This is a genomic window from Rhizobium sp. WYCCWR 11128 (genome assembly GCF_013416305.1).
Classification (GTDB): Bacteria; Pseudomonadota; Alphaproteobacteria; order Rhizobiales; family Rhizobiaceae; genus Rhizobium; species Rhizobium indicum.
The window spans coordinates 56,423-74,159 of the sequence record NZ_JACCEZ010000013.1 but is presented as its reverse complement, the minus strand read 5'-3'; the positions used below and the strand labels follow the sequence as shown (position 1 = coordinate 74,159).

The 17,737-nt window shown below is 60.9% G+C and carries 17 protein-coding genes; 13 read left to right on the top strand and 4 right to left on the bottom strand.

The annotated features are described in order from the left end of the window. Window positions 1-26: 26 nt before the first annotated feature. On the bottom strand, window positions 27-1,238 hold the full coding sequence (locus HX898_RS28810; protein WP_171600689.1) for an HlyD family secretion protein: 1,212 nt from the start codon (window positions 1,236-1,238) through the stop codon (window positions 27-29). Window positions 1,239-1,389: 151 nt separating this feature from the next. Between HX898_RS28810 and HX898_RS28805 the strand changes: the two genes are divergently transcribed. From HX898_RS28805 to lysS, 5 genes are all read left to right on the top strand, one after another. Next, window positions 1,390-2,082: a TetR/AcrR family transcriptional regulator gene (locus HX898_RS28805; RefSeq protein ID WP_171600690.1), complete on the top strand. Its 693-nt coding sequence runs from the start codon at window positions 1,390-1,392 to the stop codon at window positions 2,080-2,082. 93 nt (window positions 2,083-2,175) lie between these two features. Continuing rightward, window positions 2,176-3,015: an AraC family transcriptional regulator gene (locus tag HX898_RS28800; protein ID WP_180196426.1), complete on the top strand. Its 840-nt coding sequence runs from the start codon at window positions 2,176-2,178 to the stop codon at window positions 3,013-3,015. Between the two features lie 215 nt (window positions 3,016-3,230). Next, window positions 3,231-3,980, top strand: coding sequence for a TerC family protein (locus HX898_RS28795; protein WP_018072717.1), 750 nt, complete (start codon window positions 3,231-3,233; stop codon window positions 3,978-3,980). Window positions 3,981-4,225: 245 nt separating this feature from the next. Continuing rightward, entirely contained in the window at window positions 4,226-5,692 is a 1,467-nt protein-coding gene (gltX, locus tag HX898_RS28790) for a glutamate--tRNA ligase (RefSeq protein ID WP_180196425.1), read from the top strand. 22 nt (window positions 5,693-5,714) lie between these two features. Then, window positions 5,715-7,211 carry a lysine--tRNA ligase gene (gene lysS, locus HX898_RS28785; RefSeq protein ID WP_138390611.1) on the top strand — a complete coding sequence of 499 codons (1,497 nt, stop codon included), beginning with the start codon at window positions 5,715-5,717 and terminating at the stop codon, window positions 7,209-7,211. A gap of 168 nt (window positions 7,212-7,379) precedes the next feature. Here lysS and HX898_RS28780 read toward each other — a convergent pair whose 3' ends face one another. Continuing rightward, the gene (locus HX898_RS28780) at window positions 7,380-8,132 is read right to left on the bottom strand and encodes an SDR family oxidoreductase (protein ID WP_180196424.1); all 753 of its coding nucleotides are present in this window, start codon (window positions 8,130-8,132) and stop codon (window positions 7,380-7,382) included. Window positions 8,133-8,264: 132 nt separating this feature from the next. On the opposite strand from HX898_RS28780, the gene HX898_RS28775 reads away from it, so the two are divergent. Then, window positions 8,265-9,155: an AraC family transcriptional regulator gene (locus tag HX898_RS28775; protein ID WP_180196423.1), complete on the top strand. Its 891-nt coding sequence runs from the start codon at window positions 8,265-8,267 to the stop codon at window positions 9,153-9,155. Between the two features lie 10 nt (window positions 9,156-9,165). On the opposite strand, the gene HX898_RS28770 is transcribed toward HX898_RS28775, so the two are convergent. Next, on the bottom strand, window positions 9,166-9,879 hold the full coding sequence (locus tag HX898_RS28770) for a hypothetical protein (protein WP_180196422.1): 714 nt from the start codon (window positions 9,877-9,879) through the stop codon (window positions 9,166-9,168). A gap of 179 nt (window positions 9,880-10,058) precedes the next feature. Between HX898_RS28770 and HX898_RS28765 the strand changes: the two genes are divergently transcribed. The 7 genes from HX898_RS28765 (at window position 10,059) to HX898_RS28735 (ending at window position 16,969) form a co-directional block, all read left to right on the top strand. Next, entirely contained in the window at window positions 10,059-10,967 is a 909-nt protein-coding gene (locus tag HX898_RS28765; protein WP_017995223.1) for a LysR family transcriptional regulator, read from the top strand. 116 nt (window positions 10,968-11,083) lie between these two features. Then, a complete protein-coding gene (locus HX898_RS28760) occupies window positions 11,084-12,244 on the top strand; it encodes an ABC transporter substrate-binding protein (RefSeq protein WP_138333229.1) in 1,161 nt (386 codons plus the stop codon). 213 nt (window positions 12,245-12,457) lie between these two features. Next, window positions 12,458-13,444 carry an ABC transporter ATP-binding protein gene (locus HX898_RS28755; protein WP_138390616.1) on the top strand — a complete coding sequence of 329 codons (987 nt, stop codon included), beginning with the start codon at window positions 12,458-12,460 and terminating at the stop codon, window positions 13,442-13,444. Beyond that, window positions 13,441-14,403, top strand: a complete 963-nt coding sequence (locus HX898_RS28750; protein WP_062943981.1) for an ABC transporter permease — start codon at window positions 13,441-13,443, stop codon at window positions 14,401-14,403. Before HX898_RS28755 ends, HX898_RS28750 begins: the two co-directional genes overlap by 4 nt. Beyond that, window positions 14,393-15,205 carry an ABC transporter permease gene (locus HX898_RS28745; protein WP_138333225.1) on the top strand — a complete coding sequence of 271 codons (813 nt, stop codon included), beginning with the start codon at window positions 14,393-14,395 and terminating at the stop codon, window positions 15,203-15,205. Before HX898_RS28750 ends, HX898_RS28745 begins: the two co-directional genes overlap by 11 nt. A gap of 13 nt (window positions 15,206-15,218) precedes the next feature. Further along, window positions 15,219-16,646, top strand: coding sequence for a gamma-aminobutyraldehyde dehydrogenase (locus tag HX898_RS28740; RefSeq protein WP_138333223.1), 1,428 nt, complete (start codon window positions 15,219-15,221; stop codon window positions 16,644-16,646). 149 nt (window positions 16,647-16,795) lie between these two features. Continuing rightward, window positions 16,796-16,969, top strand: coding sequence for a DUF1328 domain-containing protein (locus HX898_RS28735; RefSeq protein WP_003552965.1), 174 nt, complete (start codon window positions 16,796-16,798; stop codon window positions 16,967-16,969). Window positions 16,970-17,047: 78 nt separating this feature from the next. Here HX898_RS28735 and HX898_RS28730 read toward each other — a convergent pair whose 3' ends face one another. Continuing rightward, entirely contained in the window at window positions 17,048-17,707 is a 660-nt protein-coding gene (locus HX898_RS28730; RefSeq protein ID WP_210259077.1) for a DUF3313 domain-containing protein, read from the bottom strand. Between the last annotated feature and the right edge of the window lie 30 nt (window positions 17,708-17,737).

The window sequence follows — 17,737 nt, the reverse complement described above, 5'->3', positions numbered from 1 at the left end:
AGATCACCTCTGCCTTTCCTGAAGGCTTACTTGCTCGGCGCCGTACGGGTGTCGACGTCGACGACGACGCTCAGGCCCGCGCGCAGACGGCCGCTGTCGAGCGCATCCTGCGGCAGCGCGATACGCACCGGCACGCGCTGGATCACCTTGGTGAAGTTGCCGGTGGCGTTTTCCGGTGGCAGCAGCGAAAAGACCGAGCCGGAAGCCGGCGAGATCGATTCGACGGTGCCGACGATCGGATGATCGCTATAGGCATCGACTTGGACGTTGACCTTCGAGCCCGGCACCAGATGCTGGATCTGCGTTTCCTTGAAATTGGCGTCGATATAGAGCTGGCGCACCGGAACGAGCGCCATCAGGCGCTGGCCGGGAGAAACGAGGTCGCCTTCCTGGACGGAGCGGTTGCCGACAATGCCGTCATAAGGCGCCTTGAGCACGGTGAAGGAGAGGTCACGGACGGCCTTGTCGCGCGAGATCTCAAGCGAACGGACCGAGCCTTCGGCTTCCTTGCGCTGGGCCCGGAGAATGGTGATGTTGGCCTGTGCGGCGGTGATGTTGGCGTCGCCGCCGGCAAGATTGGCCTTGGCCTGGTCGAGGGCGATATTGGCGTTGTCGAGATCGGCGGCGGTGCCGACCGACTTCGCCTGAAGGTCGGTCTGGCGCTTCTGGGTGATCTCGGCACCCCGAACGGCCGCTTCGAGTGCCACCTTCTGCGCCTGCGCCTGCACGAGGCTCGCATTCGCACCTTCGATCTGCGCGTCGATACGCTGCAGCGAAAGCTGTTCGGTGACGATCTGGGCCTGGGCCAAGTCGAGGGCGTTCTGATAATCGCCGTTATCAAGCGTGGCAAGCACGTCGCCCGCTTTGACTTCCTGGTTGGCGACAACGTTCACCTTCGCGACGTAGCCCGTGACCTTCGGCGAAATCGTTGCGATATCGCCTTCGATATAGGCGTCGTCTGTCGACACCATGAAGCGGCCGTTCGTCCACCATTCGTAACCATACCAGCCGCCGCCCGCGAGAAGGGCAAGCACGACGATCGGCAGCACCGGGCTGCGGCGCTTCTTCGCAGCCGCGGGTGCGGCGACCGAAGCCGGTGCCGACTGTGCAGGAGCAGAGGGAACTTCGCGGGCTTCCGCCGTCGGAGCTTCTACAGCCGCGACCTCGGCCTTGACCTCTTCGGTCCCGGCGTTTTCGCTGACGATACGCGCGACGTTGCTCTTCTGGTTGCTAGACATAGCCACTTTACCGATCTGGAGTAAATAATCGAACTGAACGGTTCGGTTCAGTTGACTTAAACCTGTTTTATCGCCATATCAAGATGTATAGAACCAATCGGTTCGATTTCTTTTAGAGAACATGCGAAACCGTCAACACAGTTAAGAGGACATGACGCTGAAACCCGACCACGCCGCCGTATTCAGTCCTCCCGCTGCCGGAGGCCGATTTGCCGCAGGCGAAGATCCGGCCAAGCGCCAGCAGATTCTCGCCGGCGCCAAGCGCGTCTTCATGAAGATGGGGTTCGACGCCGCCAGCATGAACGACGTGACCCGCGAGGCCGGAGTCTCCAAGGGAACGCTCTACGTCTATTTCACCAACAAGGAAGAACTGTTTTCGGCGATGATCGAGACCGAGCGCGCCGCCTTCGTGGCGGCCGTGCGCACGGCGCTTGCCGAACATGACGACCCCGAAGCCGGCCTGTACGAATTCGGGATAAGCTTCGTCACCCATATGACCGATGAAAAGGTCATCAGCGCGATGCGCACCGTTCTCGGCGTTCGCGACCGCATGCCGGTGCTCTGTCAACGCTTCTTCAAAGGCCCGGAAAACCTGCGCACCATCATGCGCGATTTCCTGGAACGCCACATCGCCGAAGGCGCACTTGAGATCGACGACATCGATCTGGCCGCCGGTCAATTTCTCGATCTCGCCAGCGGTAGTTTCTTCAAGCTCCGCCTGTTCGGAAGCATGGAAGAGCCGCCGCCGCGTGACGAAATCGAGCGCGTCATCCGCGGCGCCATCCGGGTCTTCATGGCCGCTTACGGCGCACGCCGGCACGAGACCGTCAGACCGCATCCTTGACCGCCGCGTTCCATCGGCCAAAATTCCGCAATAGCGATCAAATCCGGTTGCCGGCTTTTCTTTAAGGAAGAAGCCGCAACCAGGAGAATAAGGATGAGCGCCGTCGGACGGGCGATCTGGTTCATCGAGAGCCATTTCGAAAGCGATATATCGCTGGAAGAGATATCGGAAGCAGCCGGATTGTCGCGCTACCATCTGTCGCGCGTCTTCGGGCTCGTCACCGGTCACTCGATCAGCGGCTATATAAGAGGGCGCCGCCTCAGCCGCGCCGTGCCGGCGTTGGTCGGCGGTTCATTCACCATTCTCGAGGTTGCGCTTTGCGCCGGCTACGGCTCGCACGAAGCCTTCACCCGTGCCTTCGGCGACCAGTTCGGCATGACGCCGGATGCGGTGCGCAGACAGGGGCACGCCCGTAACCTTACCTTGCTGGAGCCGATCAGAATGGACCCCGCCCACCTCAACGACATCGAACCGCCCCGCTTCGAAACCCTTCAACCGATGCTGTTTGCCGGCTTGCAGGAGACCTACCCCTATGGCGGCAATGCCGCCATCCCCTCCCTCTGGCAGGAATTCAATGCCCATTTCGGTCATATCTCCGGCCAGAAAGGCAACGTCGCCTACGGCATCTGCACCCATATCGATGGTGAAGCAGAGAAATTCCGCTATATGGCCGCGGTCGAAATTTCCGATGCCGGCGATCTGCCGGCCGATTTTGCAACGCTCAAGCTTCCAGGCCAGCGTTACGTCGTCTTTGCTCATCGTGGCCATGTCTCCGGCATTCCGGCGACGATGAACCGGATATTTGGCGCATGGTGGCCGACCTCCGGCCTGGAGCACGGCGAGACACCCGACATGTTCGAACGCTACGACGAGCGCTTCGACCCCTATACCGGCATGGGCGTCACCGAAATCTGGTTGCCGATCAGAGCATGATACCGAAAAGTGCGAGCGGTTTTCGGACGACATCCTGCTCTAACTCTTTAATTTAGAGCAGGATTCAAATTTAAGGCCGACCCGGCCTTAAATCCTGTTCTAGGGAATAAAAGTCACATCGGTTTCGTATACCCCCTTGCGGCGCTTGCCTGGAAGGCCGGCGACATTACATTGCGAGCGTCATTACTCATGTGACGCAAAGGGGATATATGCTGATGCAGGAAATCATGACGCTCATTCAGGATCCGGCCGCCTGGGTGGCGCTCATCACGCTGGTGGTGATGGAAGTCGTTCTCGGGATCGACAACCTGATCTTCATTTCCATTCTCACCAACAAACTGCCGCCCGAGCACCGGGAGAAGGCCCGCAAGATCGGCATCGGTCTTGCGCTCGTCATGCGTCTCGCCCTGCTCGGCACCATCGCCTGGATCGTGCAACTGACCGAACCGCTGTTTGAAGCTTTCGGCCACGGCTTCTCCTGGAAGGATCTGATCCTGATTGCCGGCGGTCTGTTCCTCGTCTGGAAGGCCACCAAGGAAATCCACCACAGCGTCGATCCGGAAGATCACGGCGAGGACTTCATCGCAAGTTCGGCCACGACAGGCTTTGCATCGGCCATCGGCCAGATCCTGCTGCTCGACCTCGTCTTCTCCGTCGACAGCATCATCACTGCCGTCGGCATGACGCCACATCTGCCGATCATGGTGGTCGCCGTCGTCGCCGCCGTCACCGTCATGCTTGTTGCCGCGACCCCGCTTGCCAACTTCATCGAGAGGAACCCGACGATCGTCATGCTGGCGCTCGCCTTCCTGCTGATGATCGGCACGACGCTGATCGCCGAAGGCATGGGCTTCCATGTGCCGAAGGGCTACGTCTACGCCGCCATGGCCTTCTCGGCGCTGGTCGAGGTGCTGAACATGTTCGCGCGCAACGCCCGCAAGCGAAAACGCGACGCCGCGCATTGAGGCTTGGGCTGGAGGGCGCGGCGGAACCGGCGCGCCCTCACGCATTGCCATCAGGCCATTCCTGGCGTGTTTTTCTTGACGCGCCCGGTTGAATATGGCCTAAGGCCAGCCGAACGGACGATCGGCGGATAGTGCGGGCGCATGCCCTTTTTCCGGCCGGTTTGCCGATGAAGCTATCTGCATCCTTCCGGCCGTGCGTCGCTTTCCCATGAAAGCCGTCCGGCATTCATTGACGGGCACACACAATGACAGTTTCCGGGACAGCTACCGGCGTCCGCGTCCGCATCGCTCCCTCGCCGACCGGCGAGCCGCATGTCGGCACCGCTTACATCGCTCTTTTCAACTACCTTTTTGCCAAGAAGCATGGCGGCGAGTTCATCCTGCGCATCGAGGATACCGATGCGACGCGCTCGACCCCGGAATTCGAATCGAAGGTGTTGGACGCCCTGAAATGGTGCGGGCTGGAATGGAAGGAAGGCCCTGATATCGGCGGCCCCTACGGCCCCTATCGCCAGTCCGACCGCAAGGAAATGTACCAGCCTTACGGGCAGGAATTGCTGGACAAGGGCCATGCCTTCCGCTGTTTCTGCACACCCGCGCGGCTGGAGCAGATGCGCGAAACCCAGCGCGCCGCCGGCAAGCCGCCGAAGTACGATGGTCTCTGCCTGAATCTTGCGGCCGAGGAAGTCACCTCGCGTATGGCCGCCGGCGAGACGACCGTCATCCGCATGAAGATCCCGGCCGAAGGCTCCTGCGACTTCACGGACGGCGTCTACGGCGATGTCTCCATTCCGTGGGATTCGGTCGACATGCAGGTGCTCGTCAAGGCCGACGGCATGCCGACCTATCACATGGCCAACGTCATCGACGACCATCTGATGAAGATCACCCATGTGGCGCGCGGCGAGGAATGGCTGGCTTCGGTGCCGAAGCACATCCTGCTTTATCGCTATTTCGACTGGGATCAGCCGGTCTTCATGCATCTGTCGCTGATGCGCAATGCCGACAAGTCGAAGCTGTCGAAGCGCAAGAACCCGACCTCGATCTCCTATTACTCCGCGCTCGGCTATATCCCGGAAGCGCTGATGAACTTCCTCGGCCTGTTCTTCATCCAGATCGCCGAGGGCGAAGAGCTCCTGACGATGGACGAGCTCTCCGAGAAGTTCGACCCGGCAAACCTCTCCAAGGCCGGTGCGATCTTCGACATTCAAAAGCTCGACTGGCTGAACGGCCGCTGGATCCGCGAGAAGCTCTCCGAGGAGGAATTCCAGGTGCGTGTGCTGACCTGGGCGATGGAAAACGACCGCCTGAAGGAAGGTCTGCGCCTATCGCAGACACGCATTTCCAAGCTCGGCGAGTTGCCCGATCTTGCCGGCTTCCTGCTGAAGTCCGATCTTGGCCTGCAGCCTTCCGACTTCGCCAAGATCAAGTCGCCGCCGGAAGAGATCCTGGAGATCCTCAACACCGTTCAGCCGGATCTCGAAAAGATCCTGGAATGGAACGTCGAGACGATCGAGGCGGAGCTGCGCGCGATCGCCGACCGCATGGGCAAGAAGCTGAAGGTCGTGGTCTCGCCGCTCTTCGTCGCCGTGTCCGGCTCGTCGCGCTCGCTGCCGCTCTTCGATTCCATGGCAATCCTCGGCCGGTCGGTCGTGCGTCAGCGCCTGAAGCTCGCCTCGCAGGCGGTCGCCGCCCTCGTCGGCTCGAAGTAAGAACAGTCAGAGGATTTCGACAATGGCTGACAACAAGACTGAAAACACCCTTTCCTCCGACGCGACGGAAGTGCGCGCTCAGAAGCTGAAGCTGCTGCGCGAGCAGGTCGGCGAGGTCTATCCGGCGCATTTCCACCGCACGATGACCAATGCCGAGCTCATCGCGAAGTACGAGAATCTGGAACCTGACGTCGAGACGCAGGATGTCGTCACTGTCGCCGGCCGCGTATACTCGTCGCGCAACTCTGGCATGTTCATGGACATCCACGATGCCGGCGGCAAGATCCAGATTTTCAGTCACAAGGACACGACCCCGGAAGAAGCCCGTGCGCTGCTGCCGATGATCGACATCGGCGACATCATCGGCGTCACCGGCATCGTACGCCGCACCAAGCGCGGCGAATTGACGATCAATGCCCAGAAGATCGAGATGCTGACCAAGTCGCTGCTGCCGATGCCGGAAAAGTGGCATGGCCTCTCCGACATCGAGCTGCGCTATCGCAAGCGCCATCTCGACATCATGACCAACGAGGATTCGAAGCTCCGCTTCCAGCAGCGCTCGAAGATCCTCTCCGGTATCCGCCGCTTCATGGAAAATGACGGCTTCATGGAAGTCGAGACACCGATGCTGCATTCGGTCTATGGCGGCGCCACCGCCGAGCCGTTCAAGACGCATCACAACACGCTGAAGCTCGACATGTACCTGCGCATCGCGCCGGAACTGTTCCTGAAGCGCACGCTGGTCTCGGGGCTGACCGACAAGGTCTTCGAGATCAACCGGAACTTCCGTAACGAGGGCGTTTCCACCCGGCACAATCCGGAATTCACCATGATGGAGTGTTACTGGGCCTATGCCGACTACGAGGACATCATGGACCTCGTCGAGCGGCTGTTCGAAAGCTTGGCGCTTTCCATTCACGGCACGACGGAATTTCCCTTCGGCGACAAGACCATGTCCTTCAAGGGCCCGTTCAAGCGCGTGCCGATGCCGGACGCCGTCAAGGAAGCGACTGGTATCGACTTCCGGGCCATCAAGACGGATGAAGAGGCCCGCGCCGCCGCCAAGGCTGCCGGCTTCGCGGTCGAGAAGGATTGGACCTGGGGTGAATGCCTCGCCTTCATCTTCGAAGAGAAGGTCGAGCAGACGCTGATCCAACCCTCGCACGTTACGCATTTCCCGAAGGATATTTCGCCTTTCGCCAAGGAAGTGCCGGGCGAGCCGCGCCTGGTCGAGCGTTTCGAGACCTATTGCAATGCCTGGGAACTCGGCAACGCCTTCTCGGAACTCAACGATCCCGAAGAGCAGCGCCGCCGCATGGTCGAGCAGCTCGAACAGGCGCATGCCCGCGGCGAAAAGGAAAAGCAGCTGGACGAGGAATTCCTCGACGCGATCGACCAGGGCATGCCGCCGGCAGGTGGCCTCGGCATCGGCGTCGACCGTCTCATCATGCTTCTGACCAATGCGCCGTCGATCCGCGACGTCATCCTCTTCCCGGCCCGCCGCAGCAAAACCGACTGAGAACAACATTCTTTAAATGAAAAACGGAGCGCCCGAAAGGACGCTCCGTTTTGTTTTAGGCAGACTGGTGAAAAACCGAGCCGATGGACCAAGACACTGTCAGCCGGCCCTTCAACCGGAATGACGTTATTTCGTTGGCTTGTGTCATGATCGCGCTCGTCACCACACTCAGATCATGTAGCCGCCGGCGACCTCGATCGTCTGCGCATTGATCCATGCGCCGTCGTCGGACGCGAGCATGGCGATGACGCGGCCGACATCCTCGGCTTCGCCGATACGGCCGAGAGCCGTCTGTGAGGCAAGCAACGCGGCGAACTCCGGGTTCTTGTCCAGTGCAGCGTCGGCAAGATTGGTGCGGATAGGACCGGGCGAGATAGCATTGGCGCGGATCCTGCGATCGCCGAACTCCTTCGCCTGATAGCGGGTCAACGTCTCAAGTCCGGACTTGAGGGCTGCATAGGGTGCAACACCTGCTGTTGCGACGCGAACGGAAGCGCTCGTTACATTGAGGATCACGCCGCCATCGACCATCAGCGGCAGCAAGGCCTGCGTCAGGAAGAACGGCCCTTTCAGGTGGACATTCATCAGAGCGTCGAACTGGTCCGTCGTCACCGTCTCCATAAGATTGAACATGCCGAAACCGGCATTGTTGACGAGGCAATCGAATGTATCCCGGCCCCAGTAAGTGGAAAGCAGCCTTTTAACCTCCGCCACGAAGGCCGGAAAGCTGTCGGCATCACCGACATCGAGGGCAAGCGCAACGGCCTGACCGCCTTCTGCCTTGATCGCGGCGATGACTTCATCCGCACCTGGTTTGTGGCTGTTATAGGTGAGAATGACACCCATGCCGCGCCTTGCGCATTCCTGCGCTGCCGATTGACCAATGCCACGGCTGCCGCCGGTAATGATTGCGATTTTCATCTCTGTCTCCTTTGCTTCGATGGCCGGAAGCTATGGGAAACAGCCGGCCTGCACTCCGCCGGAAACTGCCTCGTTCTTGCCTATTCCTGCTTTTGCCTTGCGCCGTGTCACTTGCTGGGTCAGGATTTCGGCATGCAAACAATGCTCGAAGAGATGCGCCGCTTGACGGCCCACGCTGAGAACCGCCCGACGGAAACCGGCATACCCGGCATACTGATGGTCAAGGGGGAGATCCCCGAACACAAGCTCGGCGCCGTTTATGAGCCAATGGTCAACCTCATTCTTGATGGCAGCAAGACGCTGACGATTGCCGGGCAGGACTATTATTACGATCCAGCGAGCTACTTCGTGATATCGATCGATGTGCCGGCGACGGGCATGGTGCAGCAGGCAGGTCCCGACCGGCCCTATATCGGCGTCAGCCTATCGCTCGATCCGGCAAGGGTCGCAGCGCTTCTCCTGGATCTTCCGCCGCAATCCTACCAGGAGGGACAAAGCGGCGGCTATTCCGTCTGTCGCATGACGCCGGAACTTCTGGGTGCCTGGCTGCGGATGCTGCAACTCATGGAGCGCCCGCAGGATATCCCTGCCCTTGCCCCGGCCTACGAACGCGAAATCCTCTATCGCGTGCTGCAGGGACCGCAGGGCCGGATGCTGCGCGATATCGCAGCACCCGATAGCGCCCTGTCGCGGATACGGCTCGCCATTCGCTGGGTTCGCGAGCACTATGCCGAAGCGGTCGAGGTCGAAAAACTCGCCGCCCTCACTTCCATGAGTGTCTCGGCTTTTCATCGCCATTTCAAGGCTGTGACGGCGATGAGCCCGATCCAGTTCCAGAAGCGTATCCGCCTGCTGCAGGCCCGCCAGCTTCTGATTTCCCAATCAGGAAACGCCTCCTCGGTCGCCTACTCGGTGGGCTACGAGAGCGCCTCGCAATTCACCAGGGAATATGCACGCTTCTTCGGCCAGCCGCCGGCGCGCGACGCCTCGCTGATAAGGGAAAATATCAGGCCTGCCGCCTGATTTTTTGGGTTTAGTGCCCGCTCTTGGCCGGCGGTTTTTCTGCGGGAGCGGCTGCATCCTTGGCAGCCTGCTCCTGACCAGACGGTTCCTTGGTCTCCGGCGCTGCGCCGTGTCCGCCAGCTGCTGCCTTGCCCTCACCCTTTGTGGAAGCAACCGCGACCGGGTCGACGCAATCCTCGGGATCCTTGAAAGCGGCACTGATCATGGCGATCTCGTCGAACGGCATCTCTATCCGCTCGCCGAAGAACAGCCCGTTTTCGCTGGCCTTGCCGTCGTAGTAGCGCGCTGTATAGGACTTGTCGTCGAGGCCCGGAACGGTCTTGTCGGGATGCGGGATATAGACGACATCGGCGCCGATCGCCCGGCCGCGAATATCGGCGCGCATCGTCGGTCCGTTTTCGTCGAGCACCACCACCTGCACCAGATCCGGCTTCTGCGCGGCATAAACCGCCTGAGCGACACGAAGCGCGGTCTTGACCCGCGTCATCCCGTCGGTCGGTTCGGTCTTGATATATTTGCGCACCCAGACATGATCCTGCTTGCGGATCGTCACCAGGTTGACGTCACTGCATTCGAGCCCGTAGCCACCACCAGTTGCACCGATCAGCCTGTCCTTGCCGACATAGACCGCGGCACCGCCGGACACGCCCATGAGAAGAGCGACTCCGCCAATGATGATTGCCAATTTCCGGGAAGGCCGGAATATGCGCAGTAAGGCCTTCACGCCAACTGCTCCGCCATCTGAAACTCCAACGCAGGACAAGTGCTGAGAAAGCTAAGGAAATGACGTTTCCGAAAGTTTAAGTGGGCATGCGAAGCCCGCTCCATTTTAGGAAAATACCAAAAAAGGTCCGCTTTTTCCGACCGCTTGCCACGGCCCGTTCCGCCATGCTCTAAAACCCCATGGCCTTCACGCTTCGCCAGGTTCAATATTTTGTCGCCGTCGCCGAACAGGGTTCGGTGACGCGAGCCGCACAGAACCTTTCGATCTCGCAATCCTCGGTGACGGAAGCGCTGAAGGAGCTCGAAACCGACCTCGGCGTCGCGCTCTTCGAGCGCCATCCGCGCGGCCTGACAATCACCCATAACGGCCACCAGTTCTTACGTCATGCGACGAAGATCCTGGCCTCCGTCTCCGATGCACGGACCAGCTTTTCCGGCCAACAAAGCGCCCTCTCCGGCACATTGAACATCGGCGTCACCTCGCTTGTCGCCGGCTATGTGCTCTCCGATCTCCTGGCGCGATACCGGCGCGCCTGTCCGGGCATCGAGGTCAGCGCCATCGAGGACAATGGCGGTTACCTCGAACATCTCCTGGTCGGCGGCGAACTTGATGTTGCCGTCATGGTGATATCAAACCTGCGCGACCGCATGGCGCTGCAGGCGGAAATCCTCGAAACCTCGCCCTATCGACTATGGCTGCCGATGGGCCATCCGCTGGTGTCGGCCGACATCATCTCGGTCGCCGACATCGCCCGCGAACCGCTGATCATGCTGACGGTCGACGAAATCGAGGAGAATACTGGCAAGCTGCTCTCAGCGCTCGGCGCCCGCCCGCATGTCGCCTTCCGCACCCGCTCGGTGGAGGCGGTGCGCAGCCTGGTGGCAACAGGCGCCGGCGTAGCCCTGCTTCCCGATCTCGTCTACCGACCATGGTCGCTGGAAGGCGACCGCATCGAGAGCCGCGACGTCTCGGGGTCGCTGCCCGTCGTCCAGGTCGGCATGGTCTGGCGCAAGGGCTCCAGCCTGCCGCAGGCGGCGCGCGATTTCGTCGGTATCGCCGAGAGCTTAAGATCCGGGCGTATCCGCTGATATCGGAATTTCCGATACCGTCTTTCTGATAAATGAATTTGCGAAAGCGGCTTTTTCGCGTCACCTTTTCATCCGGGAACAAACCGCCACAGAAGTGGCAAACCGGGAGACGGATGATGACGAATCTGTTGAAATCCTGCACGGCAGCGCTCGCCTGCCTGAGCTTCGCAACGCAGGGAATCGCCGCTGAACCGCTGAAGGCCTTGGGCAAAGGCGAAGGTGCGGTCAGCATCGTCGCCTGGGCCGGCTATATCGAACGCGGCGAAACCGACAAGAACTACGACTGGGTCACCGATTTCGAAAAGGAGAGCGGCTGCAAAGTTTCCGTCAAGACCGCCGCCACCTCGGATGAAATGGTGTCGCTGATGAACGAGGGTGGCTTCGATCTCGTCACGGCATCGGGCGACGCCTCGCTCCGCCTCATCGCCGGCAAGCGTGTCCAGCCGATCAACACCGATCTGATCCCGAGCTTCAAGACCGTCGACGAGCGCCTGCAGAACGGCCCGTGGTATACGGTCGGCGGCGTGCATTACGGCGTGCCCTATCTCTGGGGGCCGAACGTGCTGATGTACAATACCGATGCCTTCAAGGACAAGGCGCCGACCAGCTGGAACGTCGTCTTCGAGGAGCAGACGCTGCCCGACGGCAAGTCGAACAAGGGCCGCGTCCAGGCCTATGACGGCGCGATCTACATCGCCGATGCCGCCATGTATCTGATGGCCCACAAGCCGGATCTCGGCATCAAGGATCCCTACGAGCTGAACGAGGACCAGTACAAGGCCGCCCTCGACTTGTTGCGCGGCCAGCGCAAGCTCGTCTCCCGCTACTGGCACGATGCAATGATCCAGATCGACGACTTCAAGAACGAAGGCGTCGTCGCCTCCGGCTCCTGGCCTTTCCAGGTGAACCTGCTGCAGGCCGACAAGCAGAAGATCGCCTCCACTTTCCCGGATGAAGGCGTCACCGGCTGGGCCGACACCACCATGCTGCATGTCGACAGCGAACATCCGAACTGCGCCTATATGTGGATGGAACATTCGCTGAAGGCCAAGGTCCAGGGCGACGCCGCCGCCTGGTTCGGCGCCGTGCCCTCGGTTCCCGCCGCCTGCAAGGGCAACGAGCTGATGGGCGATAGCGGCTGCGCCACCAACGGCTTCGATCACTTCGACAAGATCAAGTTCTGGAAGACCCCGGTCGCCAAATGCACGACACAGAGCGAGTGCGTGCCGTACCATCGCTGGGTGTCGGATTATATTGGCGTGATCGGCGGACGGTGAACCGGGCCGGTCCACTTGGGTAAAGTCCCTCCCCAACGCCTTCCCACAAGGGAGGGCCTTGAATGGCACCGTCGAATCCTGCCGAAACACCAAGGTATTTGCAAATGGGTACGGCAGGTTAAGCCCCTCCCCCTCGTGGGGAGGGGTTTGGGGCGGGGTCGCATAAACCCAAGACCGCAGCCTCTCGAAAAGCAAAGAAGCCGGAGCCCCCCAATGACGTCAGCCGTCCGTTTCCAGCAGGTGTCGCGCCATTTCGGCCAGGTTCGCGCCGTCGACGGCGTCGATCTCGAGATCGCGCCCGGCGAATTCTTTGCCATGCTCGGGCCATCCGGCTCGGGCAAGACGACGTGCCTGCGATTGATCGCCGGCTTCGAACAGCCGACCGCGGGCCATATCCAGATCTTCGGCGAGACGGCTGACGGCGTTCCGCCCTATCGCCGCAACGTCAACACCGTGTTCCAGGACTACGCGCTCTTTCCGCATCTGAATATCCTCGACAATGTTGCCTATGGGCTGATGGTCAAGGGCGTCGGCAAGGTGGAGCGGATGAAGGCGGCAGGCGATGCCCTCGAGCTCGTCAAGCTGCCGGGCTACGGCGCCCGCCGCCCCGGCCAACTGTCCGGCGGCCAGCGGCAGCGCGTGGCGCTCGCCCGCGCGCTCGTCAACAAACCGAAAGTGCTGCTGCTCGATGAGCCGCTCGGTGCGCTCGACCTGAAGCTGCGCGAGCAGATGCAGGAAGAATTGAAGAGCCTGCAGCGCGCGCTCGGCATCACCTTCGTCTTCGTTACCCACGATCAAGGCGAGGCGCTGTCCATGGCCGACCGCGTCGCCGTCTTCAACGATGGCAACATCGTCCAGCAAGGCACGCCGCAGGATATCTACCGCTGCCCGAAGACCCGCTTCGTTGCCGATTTCGTCGGCTCGTCGAACGTCATCGCGCCTGAGCTGATGGCCTTGCTCGGCGGCGAGAAACGCTGGGCGAGCCTGCGCCCCGAGGCGATCCGGCTGGCAAGCGACGGCGTCGAGGCAAAAGTCGAAAATGCAAGTTTCCTCGGCGCCGCCACGCGTCTCAGCGTCGATCTCAAGGGCAGCCGGCTGCATGTCATGCTGCCGGCGGGCGCGCCGGTGCCGGATGTCGGCGCCGGTATCCGCCTTGCCTGGCAACCGGCCGATATCCACTACATGGATGATGCGGCATGACGGCGCTCACCATCACAGGCGGCAAGACATCGATCCTTCCGGGGCGTGGCGGTTTCTTCGGCCAACTGTCGGATGCCTTCTGGCGGCACCCGAAGCTGCTGCTCTTCCTGATGCTGACGCCGCCGCTGCTCTGGCTCGGCATCATCTATATCGGTTCACTGATAGCCCTGCTTCTGCAGAGCTTCTTCTCGATCGACGACTTCTCCGGGCTGGTGAATACCGAATTCACCCTGTCGACCTATGCCCAGCTGCTGAATCCTGCGAATTTCGACATCATCATCCGCACCCTCGTCATGTCGGCGCTGGTCACGCTCGCTGCCGCTCTGATCGGCTTCCCGATCGCTTACTATGCGGCGCGTTATGCGCAAGGCAAATGGAAGGCGCTCTTCTATCTCGGCGTCATGCTGCCGCTCTGGTCGAGCTATCTCGTCAAGATCTACGCCTGGAAGCTGATCCTCGCCAAGGAAGGCATCCTCACCTGGATCTTCGAGAAGCTCCATCTCGCCTGGCTGCTTGACGCGACCCTGAACCTGCCCGTCATCGGCGGCAATTCGCTTTCGGTGAGTTACCTCGGCACCTTCATCGTCTTCGTCTATATCTGGCTTCCCTACATGATCCTGCCGACACAGGCGGCCCTCGAGCGTGTGCCCGGCAACCTGATCGAGGCCTCGGCGGATCTCGGCGCCACGCCGCGCCAGACCTTCCGCACCGTGCTCCTGCCCTTGGCGCTCCCCGGCATCGTCGCTGGCTCGATCTTCACCTTCTCACTGACATTGGGTGATTACATCATCCCGCAGATCATCGGCTCGTCCAGGCTCTTCATCGGCCAGGCGGTTTATGCCCAGCAGGGAACGGCCGGCAATGTGCCGCTCGCCGCCGCCTTCTCCGTCGTGCCGATCGTCATCATGGCACTTTATTTGTCGCTCGCCAGGAAATTGGGGGCGTTCGATGCGCTCTGACCTCAAGAGATCGCCGCTGCCCCTGAAGATCGCCGCTGCCATCGGGCTGCTCTTCCTGCACCTGCCGATCCTGCTGATCTTCGTCTACGCCTTCACGACGGAGGAGAAGAGCTATCAATGGCCGCCGCCCGGGCTGACGCTGCAATGGTTTGCCGTCGCCTGGAACCGGCCGGACGTCTGGTCAGCACTCAGCCTTTCCGTGCAGGTCGCCGTCATCGCCACGGCGATCGCGCTGGTCCTCGGCACGCTCTGTGCCGCAGCCGTCAGCCAGACGAAGTTCTTCGGCCGCGAGGCGATCTCGCTGCTGGTCATCCTGCCGATCGCCCTTCCCGGCATCATCACCGGCATTGCGCTCCGCTCCGCCTTCAGCCTGTTCGACATCCCCTTTTCGGTCTGGACGATCGTGCTCGGCCACGCCACTTTCTGCGTGGTCGTCGTCTACAACAATGCGGTCGCCCGCTTCCGCCGCACCTCCGGCTCACTGATCGAGGCCTCGATGGATCTCGGCGCCGACGGCTTTCAGACCTTCCGCCATGTCATCCTGCCGAATATCGGGACCGCCCTTCTGGCCGGCGGCATGCTTGCCTTCGCGCTGTCTTTCGACGAGGTCATCGTCACCACCTTCACCGGCGGCCAGCAATCGACCTTGCCGATCTGGATGCTCGAAGAACTCATCCGCCCGCGCCAGCGCCCCGTCACCAATGTGGTCGCCATGGTCGTGGTGCTCGTCACCTTCCTGCCGATCCTGGCAGCCTATTACCTCACCCGCGATGGCGACCAGATCGCCGGCGCTGGCAAATAAAAGGGAGAACATCATGGATATCCAAATGCTGATCGGTTCCCGCTTCGAAAGAGGCACGGAGACGGAAGAGCACATCTTGAACCCGAAGACGGGCGAGACGGTGATCGACCTTGCCGAAGCCTCGCTCTCCCAGGTCGACGCCGCTGTCGATGCCGCCGAAAAAGCCTTCACAAGCTGGTCGCAGACGACGCCGGGCGAACGTTCCGGCTACCTATTGAAGATCGCCGATGCGATCGAGAAGGACGCCACAGGCTTTGCTACATTGGAGGCTTTGAACTGCGGCAAGCCGATCAATGCCGTGCTGAACGACGAGATCCCGGCGATCGTCGATTGTTATCGCTTCTTCGCCGGCGCCGTGCGCAACCTGCACACACCGGCGGCGGGCGAATATCTGCCCGGCCACACCTCGATGATCCGCCGCGATCCGATCGGCATCGTCGGCTCGATCGCGCCGTGGAACTATCCGCTGATGATGATGGCCTGGAAGCTGGCGCCGGCGATCGCCGGCGGCAATACCGTCGTCTTCAAGCCTTCGGAGCAGACGCCGCTGACGTCGCTGAAGATGGCGAAGCTGCTCTCCGAAATCCTTCCCGAAGGCGTCGTCAACGTCATCCTCGGCCGTGGTGAAAGTGTCGGCAACGCCCTGATCAATCACGCCAAGATCGGCATGGTCTCGATCACCGGCGATATCGCCACCGGCAAGAAGGTGCTGCAGGCCGCGGCCAAGACGGTCAAGCGCACCCACCTGGAACTCGGCGGCAAGGCCCCGGTCATCGTCTTCGACGATGCCGATATTGATGCGGTCGTCGCAGGCATCCGCACCTTCGGCTATTACAATGCCGGTCAAGACTGCACCGCCGCCTGCCGCATCTATGCCGATGCCAGGGTCTACGACAATTTCGTCGCCGATCTCTCCTCGGCCGTCTCGAGCATCCGCTTCAACCAGCCCGACGATACCGAAAATGAGATCGGTCCGCTGATCTCCAGGCGCCAGCGCGACCGCGTCGAAAGCTTCGTCGCCCGCGCTTCCGAACACAAGCACATGGAGATCACCGCCGGCGGCGAGGTTTCCGGCGACAAGGGCTTCTTCTTCACGCCGACTGTCATCGCGGGCGCCCTGCAGGACGATGAGATCGTCCGCCGCGAGGTCTTCGGCCCGGTCGTCTCCGTCACCCGCTTTACCGATGCCGACGAAGCCGTTGCCTGGGCAAACGATAGCGACTACGGCCTGGCCTCCTCCGTCTGGACCAAAGATATCGGCCGCGGCATGAAGACAGCCGCCCGCCTGCAATATGGCTGCACCTGGATCAACACACATTTCATGCTCACCAATGAGATGCCGCATGGCGGCCTCAAACAGTCCGGCTACGGCAAGGACATGTCGGTCTACGCGCTGGAGGACTACACCGCCGTACGCCACGTGATGATCAATCACGGCTGACAGACGAAAAGGCAAGGGTAGGAAATTCGACGCAATGCCCATCGGTAGCACCGGGAGGGTGCTCCCCGGAGATCGCCATTCCATTCAAACGACCTGGAACATTTTCCCGGTTACCGCGTCTTTCCCAAGCAAACGCAAAGGATGATGTCATGCTGAAATGGGCTCTGATATTTTTCGTGATTTCAATCATCGCCGGCTTCTTCGGTTTCTCAGGCGTCTCCGCAGCGACTGCGACGATTGCACGCGTTCTCTTCGGCATCGCGCTGGTGATCTTCCTGATCTTCCTTGTCCTTGCGCTGATGGCCGGCCAGGCGATCCTGTGAGCGGTCGCGGGGGCCGCTGTGCCTTGCGCTTGCGGCCCTCTCCGTCTGTGGTCGCCACAGCCCCTTTGCTCCTATCGCCTATTTCAACTCGGCTAGCAGAGCATCGGCACCTTTACGGACGCCCACCATGGAGGCATCCATCGCCGTGAAGCTGGCGCCGATATTCATCGCATTGGGATATTGCTTGGTGACATAGGAAGACAGGAGACGATTGCTCGCAGCATCATAGATCTCCACGGCATAATTCACCGAACCGGTCATCGAACCTTCTCTGCCGCGAGCGGCCTGGACGGTGTTGTACAATCCGCCTGCGACGTCGATGCGCGTGACCGTTCCGAGGACCGCAGTCGTTGCCTTGGCGCCCGTCAGCGTCAGATGCAATCTGAGAGTTGCCGGAGCGGTTGTGCTGACGACAGCAAAGCGCGTCTTCAATTTTTCCGTGAATTGACCCTGCATGTAATTGGCAAGGAATGCTTTGTCTTTTTCAGAGACCTTGCCAAACTGACTGTCAGGACCGTTATAGACGGTAACGGGATCGACAATGATCCGGTTGTACTGGCTCCAGTTGACTTTCGTCTGATAGCGATACGGCACGCGGCCGGTTCTATCCTCAGTGTTCGGCTGGAGCTGCGATGCCGAAGCAAGTCCGGAATAAACCGTGGGGTCAGGGGTCGTGCATGCGGCAAGGCTCGAACAGGCGAGCATCAGTGCGGCGCCGATTTTCAAATTTTTTATCAAGGACTTGGCTCCAGCTTTGGAAATGCCGAA